This window comes from Pseudoalteromonas sp. MM17-2 (genome assembly GCF_022347945.1).
GTDB lineage: Bacteria > Pseudomonadota > Gammaproteobacteria > Enterobacterales > Alteromonadaceae > Pseudoalteromonas > Pseudoalteromonas ruthenica.
This window is the reverse complement of record NZ_JAKRFV010000014.1, coordinates 65,773-78,351: the sequence shown is the minus strand read 5'-3', so window position 1 is coordinate 78,351 and position 12,579 is coordinate 65,773. Positions and strand designations below refer to the sequence as shown.

13 protein-coding genes are annotated in these 12,579 nt (G+C 47.3%); 11 read left to right on the top strand and 2 right to left on the bottom strand.

Features of this window, described 5'->3' with window-relative positions; genetic code table 11:
• Positions 1 to 142 precede the first annotated feature (142 nt).
• The 10 genes from MHM93_RS12475 to MHM93_RS12430 all read left to right on the top strand — a co-directional run bounded on the left by MHM93_RS12475 (position 143) and on the right by MHM93_RS12430 (position 9,093).
• Positions 143 to 361, top strand: a complete 219-nt coding sequence (locus tag MHM93_RS12475; RefSeq protein WP_239449342.1) for a sulfurtransferase TusA family protein — start codon at positions 143 to 145, stop codon at positions 359 to 361.
• A gap of 4 nt (positions 362 to 365) precedes the next feature.
• Entirely contained in the window at positions 366 to 1,469 is a 1,104-nt protein-coding gene (locus tag MHM93_RS12470) for an AI-2E family transporter (RefSeq protein WP_138548336.1), read from the top strand.
• A 187-nt stretch (positions 1,470 to 1,656) separates the two neighbouring features.
• Positions 1,657 to 3,897, top strand: a complete 2,241-nt coding sequence (locus MHM93_RS12465) for an aminotransferase class V-fold PLP-dependent enzyme (protein ID WP_239449331.1) — start codon at positions 1,657 to 1,659, stop codon at positions 3,895 to 3,897.
• 31 nt (positions 3,898 to 3,928) lie between these two features.
• Positions 3,929 to 4,420, top strand: coding sequence for a GNAT family N-acetyltransferase (locus MHM93_RS12460; protein ID WP_239449330.1), 492 nt, complete (start codon positions 3,929 to 3,931; stop codon positions 4,418 to 4,420).
• Between the two features lie 99 nt (positions 4,421 to 4,519).
• A complete protein-coding gene (locus tag MHM93_RS12455; protein WP_239449329.1) occupies positions 4,520 to 5,017 on the top strand; it encodes a hypothetical protein in 498 nt (165 codons plus the stop codon).
• Positions 5,018 to 5,030: 13 nt separating this feature from the next.
• Positions 5,031 to 5,645, top strand: a complete 615-nt coding sequence (locus tag MHM93_RS12450; RefSeq protein ID WP_239449328.1) for a superoxide dismutase — start codon at positions 5,031 to 5,033, stop codon at positions 5,643 to 5,645.
• A 92-nt stretch (positions 5,646 to 5,737) separates the two neighbouring features.
• Complete coding sequence (locus MHM93_RS12445; protein WP_239449327.1) at positions 5,738 to 7,087, top strand: AlkA N-terminal domain-containing protein; 1,350 nt, start codon at positions 5,738 to 5,740, stop codon at positions 7,085 to 7,087.
• 2 nt (positions 7,088 to 7,089) lie between these two features.
• On the top strand, positions 7,090 to 7,557 hold the full coding sequence (locus tag MHM93_RS12440) for a methylated-DNA--[protein]-cysteine S-methyltransferase (RefSeq protein ID WP_239449341.1): 468 nt from the start codon (positions 7,090 to 7,092) through the stop codon (positions 7,555 to 7,557).
• Between the two features lie 143 nt (positions 7,558 to 7,700).
• A complete protein-coding gene (locus MHM93_RS12435; protein WP_239449326.1) occupies positions 7,701 to 8,387 on the top strand; it encodes a hypothetical protein in 687 nt (228 codons plus the stop codon).
• Between the two features lie 88 nt (positions 8,388 to 8,475).
• Positions 8,476 to 9,093: a thymidine kinase gene (locus MHM93_RS12430; RefSeq protein ID WP_053910801.1), complete on the top strand. Its 618-nt coding sequence runs from the start codon at positions 8,476 to 8,478 to the stop codon at positions 9,091 to 9,093.
• Here the strand turns inward: MHM93_RS12430 and rlmF are convergent.
• Positions 9,063 to 9,971, bottom strand: a complete 909-nt coding sequence (gene rlmF, locus MHM93_RS12425) for a 23S rRNA (adenine(1618)-N(6))-methyltransferase RlmF (protein WP_239449325.1) — start codon at positions 9,969 to 9,971, stop codon at positions 9,063 to 9,065. The two genes, MHM93_RS12430 and rlmF, sit on opposite strands and share 31 nt — an antisense overlap.
• A 250-nt stretch (positions 9,972 to 10,221) precedes the next feature.
• On the opposite strand from rlmF, the gene MHM93_RS12420 reads away from it, so the two are divergent.
• A complete protein-coding gene (locus MHM93_RS12420) occupies positions 10,222 to 11,127 on the top strand; it encodes an alpha/beta fold hydrolase (protein ID WP_239449324.1) in 906 nt (301 codons plus the stop codon).
• On the opposite strand, the gene MHM93_RS12415 is transcribed toward MHM93_RS12420, so the two are convergent.
• Entirely contained in the window at positions 11,060 to 12,550 is a 1,491-nt protein-coding gene (locus MHM93_RS12415; RefSeq protein ID WP_239449323.1) for a sulfotransferase, read from the bottom strand. The genes MHM93_RS12420 and MHM93_RS12415 overlap by 68 nt on opposite strands.
• Between the last annotated feature and the right edge of the window lie 29 nt (positions 12,551 to 12,579).

The window sequence follows — 12,579 nt, the reverse complement described above, 5'->3', positions numbered from 1 at the left end:
ATGTCGTAAACCTTTTAAGCTTTTTTACGGTATGATTAAGGAATCGCTATCATCGACTAACTATTTCTTTTTACGCTTAATCTCAACGACATATTGGCATTGATAACAAGTGTTAAGCGCCAAGCAAGGTAATGTGAATATAATGGTGGAAGTTGATTTACGGTCGTTACGGTGTCCGCAGCAGTTTGTGCAATTTAAACTCGCGCTAAAGCGTGCTCAGGGTGACCATCGTCGTTTATTATTATTGTTGAATACCAACACTCAAGAATTTACCGATATTGAACGGTACTTGAAAAAGCAAGGGCTGAGCTATGCGTTGCAGCGTCAACCATCGTTTCACCGCCTCATAGTGGAGATTTAAATTCGTGTTCGAATACGTGCGTTCGTGGTATCAAAGAAAGTTTTCTGACCCTCACTCTGTCACCTTACTGCTGTTGCTCGTTGCAGCATTTGCCATTCTTTACTTCTTCGGTAACTTGTTGATGCCTGCGTTGGTTGCAGTGGTGGTGGCGTACCTTTTAGACTGGCCAGTGGCGCGCTTGCAGCGCTTGGGTCTATCACGACTCTTGGCCACCGTGGTGGTGATGGCCTTATTTTGCTCATTAGTTATTGGCAGCTTATTTGGGATTGGGCCCGTGCTGTGGCAACAAACCAGTAATCTCGTACAAGAGGCGCCAACCATGCTTGAGCAAGGAAAACATTATTTGTTGCACTTGCCCATAGACTACCCAACTCTCATTTCGCCCGAACAGGTCCGTTCGGTCGTCAGCAGTGTTGAGTCCAAAGCGGTGGAGCTTGGGCAAACCTTGGTGTCATTTTCTTTAACTTCACTTAAGGATGTGGCCGCATGGCTGATTTATCTGATATTAGTGCCACTACTGATATTTTTCATGCTCAAGGATAAGGCGCAACTGGTCCAAAGCATGAGTTCGCTGCTGCCAAAACAACGCCGTTTAATCCACCAGGTGTGGATAGAAATGAACCAGCAAATTATGAACTATATCCGAGGTAAAGTGTTTGAGATTGTGATTGTTGGTGGTGTGTCGTTTGTGGTGTTTACCATTTTCGACCTGCGGTACGCGGCGCTGCTGGGTGTGTTAGTGGGCTTTTCAGTTCTTATTCCCTTTATTGGTGCGGCGTTGGTGACTATTCCTGTGGCTGCCGTCGCGTTGTTTCAGTTTGGACTCGGTAGCGAGTTTTGGTCAGTGCTCGTGGCCTACGGCATTATTCAAGCACTTGATGGTAACGTGTTGGTGCCCTTACTCTTTTCAGAAGCGGTGGACTTGAATCCGGTCTTTATTATCGTCGCGGTACTGTTTTTTGGTGGCCTATGGGGTTTTTGGGGGGTCTTTTTCGCAATCCCACTGGCGTCACTGGTACGTGCGCTTATTAATGCGTGGTCTAGCAGTGCTGATGAACCCCATCAAAGCATGCCCAAAGCGTTAGTCGAGGAAATGAACAAGGATTAAAAATACCGATAGATTGCTGCTTCTATGCAGCAATCTACTTTTACTCTTTTCAAGCTCCCCCTGTTGCCGCATGAGTTATACGATAAACTCATAAAACCTCGGTTTATTCGAACAAATTAGTCTTACTGCGTTGAGTGCTTATGTGTACAATGGTTATAAGTTATAGCTAATAGTAATATAGTGTCTTATGTCGCAGCGTTTCTTCACCCAGCCTAGCCAAGATCTGGTTTATCTTGATGCTAATGCCACCACTCCGGTGCTGCCGTGTATTGCCGATGTGGTGTCACATACCATGCAAGTGTGTTTTGGAAATCCTTCAAGCTCTCATATAACCGGCGTGCAAGCGAAATATTTATTGGAGCAAACGCGCAATAAGGCACGCCAGGTGATAGGTGCGCAAAGTGGCGATATTCTTTTCACCTCAGGTGCGACCGAGGGAATTCAAACGGCAGTGGTCTCCACGCTGCTGGCAAACCGTCATAAAGCCACCGAGCACAGTGTATTGCTGTATGGGGCGACTGAGCACAAGGCCGTGCCAAATACCCTGAAACACTGGAACGAAGTATTAGGGCTTGGGGCAAAAGTTTTGGCTATTCCGGTGGACAAGGATGGCTTGCTAGATAGCCACTTTATTGCAGAGCACGTGGGCCAAGCATTAATGATATGTACCATGGCGGTGAATAATGAAACCGGCGTATATCAAGACTTAGGTGCACTCGAGAAAGTGATCCGAGCGCATAATCCGCAAGTATCTTGGATGGTCGACTGCGTTCAAGCTCTTGGTAAACAGGCGTTGGCCTTAAGTGATACCACAATTGATTATGCCCCTTTTTCTGGGCATAAACTCTACGCACCTAAGGGAATAGGCTTTTTGTATATTCGCGAAAATAGCCCCTATACCCCATTTATCGCCGGAGGGGGTCAAGAAAGTGGTATGCGCTCAGGAACAGAGAACCTACCCGGTATCGCCGGTTTGTATGAACTATTTGAACTACTGCTAGATTCCAAGCAAGCCGTGTTCAAACCTGTGTGCACCTTGCATCAATACCGTGACCAACTTATTAGTGCCTTAGAGCAAACCTTTGGTGATATCACCTTTAATGCGCCTTTAGCATCAACGGTGCCGACGACACTGAACTTTTGCGTGAATAGCTTAACCTCAAAAGAGGTGATGGATTTGTTCGATGCTGCGGGGATCCGCGTTAGTGGTGGCTCAGCTTGTAGCTCTGGTGCATCGCGCAGTTTCGTACTTGATGCCATGGGTGTTAGCGACTGGCAAAGCGAAAATGCCATTCGCATGTCCTTTGGTCCAGCTGCCAGCGCTGCGGATATCGCTTTGGCCTGTGAGCGTATTTGTGCGTTAAAACCAGTGCTTAGTAATCATTGTCTCATTGTCTCTGATGCTCATCAGCCAGAGCAAGAGGTCTGTGCACTGGGGCTCACACAATTGCGCCATCAAGGCAGTTGTTGTTGGTTATTTGTCGCTGACAATAATGACGCAGTGATAGTCGACCCCATTGTTGAATTGGTGCCTCGCCTGACTCGGTTAGTAAAGCAGCAGCAACTGCGGGTCAAAGCCGTACTAGAGACTCACCGACATCAAGATAAAGATTCTGCTCGCTCGCTGTTGGCGCAGCGCTTAGAAGTCGATGCAAGTGGCGAGCTTGGGTGGTCTCATGGTGATGCTGTTGCTCTTGGTTCACACCAATTAAGCCGTGTTACCACGCCAGGGCACAGCAGTGACAGCGTCAGTTATTTACTTTCTCAAAACGAGCATATTGAAGCCTGTTTCTGTGGCGATTTGCTTGTTTGGGGTGGGCTGGGCAGTACTCAATTCGACGATGCCAGTTGCGAGCAAATGGCGCAGTCGCTGAAATTACTCAGTCAATTACTTGAACAAAACACGGTTATTTGCCCAGCGCACGACTACGAACAGTGCTTTGCCATGACCTGGCAGGCACAGTGCCAAGCCAGTGAGCTGTTGGCGGCCTTATTACAAGGGGAGGTAGACCATGAGCAGTTCGTTTTGCGTAAAGATCAATTAGATCAGCGCCAAGGCGAGCAATGCGGCGCCTTATGTGGCTTTAGCCTAGCCCCCGTCAAGGCAAGTGGGGCACAGCTGAGCGCACAGCAGTTGCAGCAGTTACTGCATGAGCACAGCGACAGTACTGTAGTACTTGATGTACGTGAACCCTATGAACACGGAGCAACGGATATTCGCAGCCTATTTACGCTAGCGCCAGAACAGCTTATTAATATCCCACTTAGTCGGCTCGCGAATGCATTGCTGACGCAACAGCTGGACAAAAGTAAACACTATGTATTGATCTGTCGTACAGGGAATCGCTCTGGACAGGCAATCAGTAACTTAAAAGCCTTAGGTTTTGAGCACGTGTATAACTTGCAAGGTGGGCTCGCACTTGTATGATGGAAGGGTATTCACAGCCCAAGGAACCTTTATGAGTCAAGTGTTTATCCGCGATGCGGTGATCAATGATGTGCCGCTTATCTATCATTTTATCAATCAACTCGCTATTTATGAGAAAGAGCCGGACGCGGTCACTGCCACGGAGCAGGACATTGAGCGCACATTGTTCGGTGAAGGAGCGACCGCCCATAGTGTGATTTGCTTTGATAGTGAGGCGCCTGATGCTGAGCCAATCGGCTTTGCAGTGTACTTTTTCAATTATTCTACTTGGTTGGGCCGCAATGGCCTGTACCTTGAGGACTTATATGTTAGCGAAGATAAGCGAGGTCGAGGTGCAGGCAAGGCATTGATGCAATTTCTTGCCCGTCGCGCGATTGAACAAGACTGTGGCCGTTTTGAGTGGGTGGTGCTCGATTGGAACAAGCCAGCGATTGACTTCTATGAGAGTATCGGCGCGCAAGCACAAGGTGAGTGGATTATCTATCGCTTAGATGGTGAGCAGCTGCACCAGTTTGCGCAATGAGGTTAGTAAATTAAATTCATAAATAAAAATGATTTGCATTAACGTTTATCTGTGTTTAAGGTAGTGGTATGACCCACAGTGACGTGACTGTAAATCAGTATGAGCCAATCTCCATTAACTGACTTGCCGTGGGTGCAATCCGCACTCACTCCTTGGCAAGTCGATATTCAAGCCGGTAATCACGCATTCAACGCTAAGCAGTGGCACCTCGCCAGAGATAAATACACTGTTGCTTACCAACTTAGCTACCGCTTGATGGCGCAATTTTTAACGTTAAAAGATGAGGGCGTGCGTTGCCAAGCATTGGCGCAATGTAGCCCTGCTATGGTAGTGGCTGCCCATAACCTCGCAGATACGTACATTCGCCTTGGTAACCTAAGTGGCGCTGCACACACGCTTACTCAAGTGCATGCCAATATGCTGGTGTTGCGTCAGCACACTGACCCAAGTGTCATGCACATTGGCGCTATCCATAGTGATAAAACCTATGCACAACTGATGCACTTCGCCAAGCTCTATGGCCCCAACCCCGAAACTCATAAGCAACTACAACACGCGCTTAATCAGCACAGTGTTACACACCCCACTTTTCACTAAATAAGGAGTGACGATGGCATTTCAACTTCCAGAATTAGCTTACGGCTATGATGAACTGGAGCCTCATATTGATGGCCGTACCATGGAAATTCATCATACTTTACATCACCAAACCTATATCAATAAGGCCAATGACGCCTTGAAAGACAGCGAATATGAGGGCAAAGGGGCACATTGGTTGTTGCGTAACATCGCTAAGATAGATGAGGCACTGAGACCTGCGGTCCGTGATCACGTGGGTGGGCATGCCAATCACAGTTTGTTTTGGCAAGTGATGAGCCCCTCAGGTGGCACTGAGCCACAAGGTGCGTTAGCTCAGGCTATCAAAAGTGACTTAGGGAGCTGGGAGGCATTTAAGAAGCAGTTTACGCAGGCGGCATTAACGCAGTTTGGAAGTGGTTGGGCATGGCTGGTGGTTGATAGTAGCCATCGACTTCAAGTGGTCAACAGTGCCAATCAAGATAGCCCACTAATGGATGGATTAACGCCTATTCTAGGTTTGGATGTATGGGAGCATGCATACTACTTACAGTACCAAAACCGCCGACCAGAATATATTGAAGCCTTTTATGAGGTCATCGATTGGCCAGCGGTGGAGGCGCTTTTTCATCAAGCGACAGGGCGCTAAGTTAATTTTATATTGAGTGTAAAATCTGGCTAGGTATTCACGCATTTTACGATAAGCTGATCACAAGACTTAAAGTAAAGTGAGTGTAGAGCATGTATCCCCCAGATATCTGCCAAACAGCCCGGATGAGCCGTGACAAGCGCTTTGATGGGCTCTTTTACGTTGCAGTGCGTAGTACCGGCATTTATTGTCGGCCTATTTGCCCAGCCCCTGCGGCAAAAGAGCATAACGTGCAGTATTATCAGCATGCACATCAGGCAGCCTTAGCCGGCTTTCGACCCTGTTTGCGCTGTCGCCCCGATGCCAGTCCAGGCAGTTATCCTTGGCTGGGCGCGCAAACAACCGCACTGCGTGGCAAAAAGTTAATTGATCAAGGGCAATGGCGTGATGGAGGGTTACCCGCGCTGGCGGCGCGCCTAGGGGTGTCGCAAAGTTATATAAGCCAATTATTCAAACGACATTATGGTATCGCACCTGGCCAATACGCACAGTTTGTTCAGTGCCAGTTTGCCAAACAGCTATTGCAGCAAACACAGCTAAAAATTACTGACATTGCATTCGCTTCAGGTTTTAACAGTGTTCGGCGCTTCAATGATGCATTTAAACAGCTTCTAAAGCTCACTCCGAGTGATATTCGTAGTCGAAAGTCGCCTACGCAGCAGCATATTAATTTGTTTTTAAGTTTTCGCCCGCCTTATGACTGGCCTTCTATGCAACAGTTTTTAGCAAAGCGGGCGGTCGACCCTGTAGAGTGGGTTGATTCTAACAGCTATGGTCGCACCTTAGAGTATGCATCCTGTAAAGGCCAGTTTAATGCTGTTTTTGACCGGGCCAAACAAGGCTTTTGGGTTGATATTACCCTCACGGATTGGTCTCATTTACAGGCTGTAGTGGCGAACATTCGCCGTGTTTTAGATTTGGATGCCGATACCGAGGTGATAAATCAGCAACTGCATCGTGCTTTCGGGGAGTCTCTGCCGCTTAAACAAGGGCTCAGGCTGCCAGGCATTTGGGAGCCGTTCGAAGCGGGCATCAGGGCGGTGGTAGGGCAACAAGTCAGCGTTGGTGCTGCAAGACAGTTAAGCAAAACCTTGGTGGCATCACTCGGTGATGAAGGGCGCTATTTTCCAAGGGCTCACCAAGTGGCGCAAAGTGAGCTTAGCTTTTTTAAAATGCCAGCAAGGCGTAAACAGGCGATTATTGATTTAGCCCGGCATGTGAGCAGCCATGGTATTGACGATATAGACGCTTGGTTAACCATAAAAGGTATCGGCCCTTGGACTGTAAACTATGCGAAAATGCGTGGTCTGAGCGACCCTGATATCTATTTAGGGGGGGACTTGGGGGTCAAAAAAGCGCTGCAACACTTGCCGAACCTAAACCCCGAGGCCTGCGCACCGTTTCGTTCTTATTTAACCTTTCAGCTATGGCAACAATTATGACTATGTACCAAACAACGCTAGAGACGCCGATAGGCGCCTTGTTAATCCAAGCCACCGATCATGGCCTGTGTTATGTCGGCTTTGATATGGGCCGTGCTCAAAGTGGCCTTAGTTGCAACAACGACTTGCTAAATCAAGCACTCTATCAGCTACAGCAGTACTTTGATGGTGCTCGGCAAACATTTGATGTGGCTATTGATGTTTCCGGCACTGATTTTCAAAATCAAGTGTGGAATGCATTGATGACCATAGGTTATGCAACCACATGCAGCTACGGTGATATTGCCAAGTTATTAGATAACCCAAACGCAGTGCGTGCCGTGGGCGCGGCGAATGGCAAAAACCCTATCAGTATTATCGTGCCTTGCCACCGTGTTATCGGCAGTAACGGCACGTTGACTGGCTATGCCGGTGGGGTGGACAAGAAACAATGGTTGCTAGCGTTTGAACAGGCCCACTGCGACGGCTAAACTAAAACACAATTAATCCAGCTAAGTGGTCTTAAATGGTCCGGTTTCTCCTTTTTATGGTGGTTATAACAGTTGTTTGTTGCCGCGTCGCATTGGCAGCTAACAGCAATCTGCGAATAACCCTTTGTTATGAGGACAAAGAGGTGGTGCCGTTTTACATGGGACAAACCCGAGAGGTGCCTACCCACAACCCCGGTGCTAATATCGAAGTGATCCAACAATTACAGTCACACCTAGAGAACGTGCGTTTTGCATTTATTCGCAGACCTTGGAAGCGCTGTTTAGATATGGTCGAAAAGGGTGAAGCGCAAGCATTAATAGGCAGCTATCGAAAGCAACGACTCTCTCGGCTGCGTTATCCTATGATTAACAATGACGTTGATACAGGTCGTGCACTGAGTAAAGTGGGAAGTTGTTTTATTGGCAATCGTGAATTTCATGAGTTCTGGCCAAGAAGGCACTATTTGCAACAGCAAGGTGTGGCGATTGCCTTGCCGCATGGTTACGCTATTGCCCAGCGCTTAAACGATCAGCCAGTTTTTGTGCATTTTGTTTTTTCGCAGCAAGACGCTTATCGGCTACTGGCAAACAGGCGTGTACACGCAGTGATGGATTTTTGCCAAGTCGGTAATCAGAACCTATACGTTGAGCCCGCCGATATCCAAGGGGTGAGCCCACTTTATCCGCCTTTCGATGTGCACTATGGCTATCTTATCTTCGCACCAAAATTTTACCAGGCACACCCTCACAGAGTGGAACGTATATGGGATGCGCTAAAAGGCTTGGATACCACTGCTATTTACCGACGCTATCTACAAATTCGCGATTAGTGTTGTTTAAAGCTCTCTGAGAGGAGATATGACTTTCATAAAGCCTTAGTGTAAGCTTGGCGCGCGAAAAAAATGGATAACAATCACTATGGCTCAACTCTATTTCTACTACTCGGCGATGAATGCTGGAAAGTCCACAACCTTACTGCAATCGGCTTTTAACTATCGTGAGCGCGGTATGCGCCCTATGATTATGACTGCCGCGATAGACGACCGATCAGGTGTTGGTAAGGTTGCCTCGCGAATTGGCTTGCAGGCCGATGCCTATGTCTTTGACGGTGAGTCTGATGTGTTTGCTCTTATCCAACAGCAGCACCAAATCCAGCCGGTAAATTGTGTGTTGGTGGATGAAAGTCAGTTTTTGTCTAAGCAACAAGTGTGGCAGCTCACCGAGGTTGTCGATCAGTTGCGCATACCCGTTTTATGCTATGGTCTACGCAGTGACTTCCTTGGCGAACTTTTTGTCGGTTCACAATATTTATTAGCCTGGGCCGATAAGCTGGTGGAGCTAAAAACCGTATGCCACTGCGGCCGTAAAGCCAACCACGTATTGCGCTATGACAGCGAAGGTGCGGTGGTTGCCAGTGGCGACCAAGTGCAAATTGGTGGTAACGAGCGCTATGTTTCCGTGTGTCGTAAACATTATAAGCAAGCGCTCAATGACCCGAGTACCACTCAGCAAAGCAATTGTTCTAAGCGTGCTTGACGTTCACTCTGTGGCATAAAGCTCCAAGCAAGAAAGCGGCTGACTTTTTGCCCTTGGGCCATATTCACCACCTCAATATTGATGGCCCCAGCCTTACGCAAGGTGTTTTTGAGGGCCCTGAGGTTGTCTTTTTTTGAAATCAATGAGCTAAACCACAGTACCTGCTCGGCATAATGGCTGCTTTCTAAAATCATATCGCGCACAAAGCCAAGTTCGCCACCATGGCACCATAGCTCATTGGCACGACCGCCAAAGTTGAGGTGTGCCCCTTTTGCTTGGCCTTTAAGGTTACGCCATTTGCGCTCACTCCCAGCCTGTGCGCTTTGTTCGCTGTCGTGAAAAGGCGGATTACACAGGGTGGCGACTAAGGTATCTTGGGCTTTAACTATGCCGTTAAAATAACTACTTGGACGTTTTTGTTGTTGTACCTTGATAGGTAATTGATTGAGTTGTGCTAACTGCTTAGCGAGCTTGACAGACTGGGGGTCGATATCACTGGCAACAAACTGCCAGTTAAATAGTTTATGACCTAAGATAGGGTAAATGAGCGATGCGCCGGTCCCCACATCCAATACTCTTACTTTATGATGCGCGACATCTAAGCCGCTGTCGTTGGCAAGTAGGTCGTGTAAGTGGTGCACATAATCGGCTCGCCCGGGAACCGGGGGGCATAAAAAGCCGCTGGGTAAATCCCATATATCAATGTGATAATGGTGCTTGAGCAGTGCTTGATTAAGTGTTTTTAACGCGTTTGGATCGCTGAAATCGATACTTGGCTGGCCATCGCGCCGAGTAATAATGTGGTTCTCTAAGCTAGGTAAGCTTCGACACAATGCGTCGAAATCATAGCCGTTGGCGTGACGGTTCTTCGGATGCAAGGGCAAACTCTATTCGGCTAAAAGCACCATTATAGAGAAAATCACTCTGTTGCTGTAGTGCTTTATGACTGACGAAGAGCGCTACATGCGCTCATATTGCTCATCTTTAGTTTCATTGCTTTTCTTTACACCACTGGCCTATTCATCACGCGAGCATAGCTGTTGTGGCTAAATAGTGACTGAATTATGTTACTTGTTGATAACATTTGATGCTGGTACGATGAGTAAAAAAGAATAAGCAACATCAAGTATGAGCGATATTATTCAACAGTCGGTATATATTGATTACAGTGAGCAGCAAACCCTGCATTTGCGTTATATTGCGCAAGATAACGCCACAGGTCCAGCCATCTTTTTTATGCATGGTGCTGTTGAAAATGGCAAGATTTTTTATACGCATTCGAATAAAGGATTAGCGCCTTTTTTAGCTAAACATGGATATCGATGTTATGTCGCCGACTTATGTGGTCGTGGTGAAAGTAAGCCATCAATAGGCCCTGGGGCCAGTTATGGGCAAACCGAGGCCATATGTCATGAAATCCCAGCGTTTTTGAGCAAAATTACGGAGCATGCCGGTGAATTCCCTCGCTTTTGGGTCGCTCACTCTTGGGGCGGCGTGTTATTCAACAGTGTCTTTGCTCGCTTTCCTGAGTATATAAAGAAAGTCAGCGCCTGTGCGTACTTTGGATCCAAGCGCTCATTGTATAACCGTCACCCTAGTAAATTCCTTAAAGGTAATTTGGTGTGGTATTGGTTGGCACCAAAAAAAGCGAAAAAATATGGCTATTTGCCTGCGCGTAAACTGAAGTGGGGCAGTGATGACGAAACCGTTAAATCACATTACCAAAGTATGCAGTGGGCAAAGGTCAGGCCTTGGGTTGATAGCGACGATGGTTTTGATTATGGCCATGCTATTAAACGCTTAGCGTTACCGCCAACGTTGCACATCGCAGGGGTTAAGGATAAAGCGCTGGCACAACCCATAGATATAAAGAAGTTTATGCAAGAGTCAGGTTGTGGGATCCAAGAATTTAAGTTGTACGGGCGCAGTCATGGCCATCACCATGACTATGGTCATATTGACATGCTTACTCATCCCCAAGCGCAGCGGGATCAGTTTCAGGATGTACTGGCCTGGTTTTCACGCTACGGCTAAAGCATTCGCTAAAGGCTTGCTCATATTCTTTGTAAGCTTTGTTCGCATCTTTATAGACGGGTTCACGCACTTGATGGCGACTCAAGGTCGTCACCGCGTGATGTGATTCAAAATAGCGCAAGCATTGTTGTGTGTAACTTAACTCCAATTTACTGAATATTTTACGTAGCGACTGTTCAGGTTCTTGCACTAATTGTTCGTAATGTATCGTGACTAGGTTCTCACCCAACGTGTCTCGCCAGTGTTGCATCAAAATATCATAGCCTTCGTAGTAACGAGCTAAGGTGTCCATATGGCAGAAAAAGGGCTCATTGGCGCCAAAGTAATGACAAAATACCGACCAAGCCATGGGCTGGAAATTACGTCTCAAATCGATAAACACGGCATTCGGCATCAGTGCTTGAATAGCTCCGAGAGCCTGAAAGTTAGCGGGGAGTTTATTGATCACGACACGGTGAGCGAGTTGATGCTTGGTCAGTTCATCAACGTACATCTGCCGCAGTCGGTTACGAATATCGGTGTTCGTATTGGCCATGCATTGTGGGAAAGGAGCTTCGTTGGCCGCGCTCAAATAAGCCATCAGTTTGGCGCTAATAACGTCGTTTTCACCTAGGCTTGCTATGCTTGGGTGCTGACACAACATTTGCTCTAACAGGGTGGAACCCGTCCGTGGCATGCCAACAATAAACACTGGAATAAAGCTGGCCTTTAAGGTGTCTTGTTGCTCAGCAATGAAGGTTGTTGAAAACTGCGCTATGAGCGTGTTGATGTACTGCTCGAAGCCCTCGCCTAAAGGCGTACACAAGGTATATTGCATTTCATTGGCTAAACGATAGTGAGCAAAGGCCTGAGCTTTGTCGCCACTGTTATGATAGCTTTTTGCCAAGCTGTAATGCAGCACCACTTTGGCTTGCGTGCTACGGCTTGCGCTAAGCAGAGTGTGCATATGAGCAATCTGTTTAGAAGTGACATTATTACCTTTCAGTTGGCTTAACTCATAGTATATGTATGGGGTGACCGGGTGGTCGGGGCAGCCCAAGCCATTGAGCAGAGCCTGTTTAGCTTTTTTGATATAGCCATAGGTAAGATGGTGCAGGGCTAAGCGATAAAAGGACTCGCCGTTATGAGGAGCAATTTTGGTGCAGTAGTGCAGTACTTCATAAGCATCACTACGTTTCTCTAGGCCGTCAAATGCATCGGCAAGCGCAAATAAAGGGTCGAGTACTTTAGGAAGCCTTTGGCAGGCTTTTTGTAGCAAATAGACTGCCTGAGGGTACTTCTCTAAGCGGATGGCAATGCGACCCAAACCAAACAGTGCTTCGCCTTGATTCGGGTCGGCTTCAAGCGCCGATTTAAAATGAAACTCGGCTTCCTTCAGTTTGTTTTCACTTAGCAGCTGATTAGCACGCTCTAAAATAGTCATAGTGATTCGGTAAAGGTTTTTAATTCAAC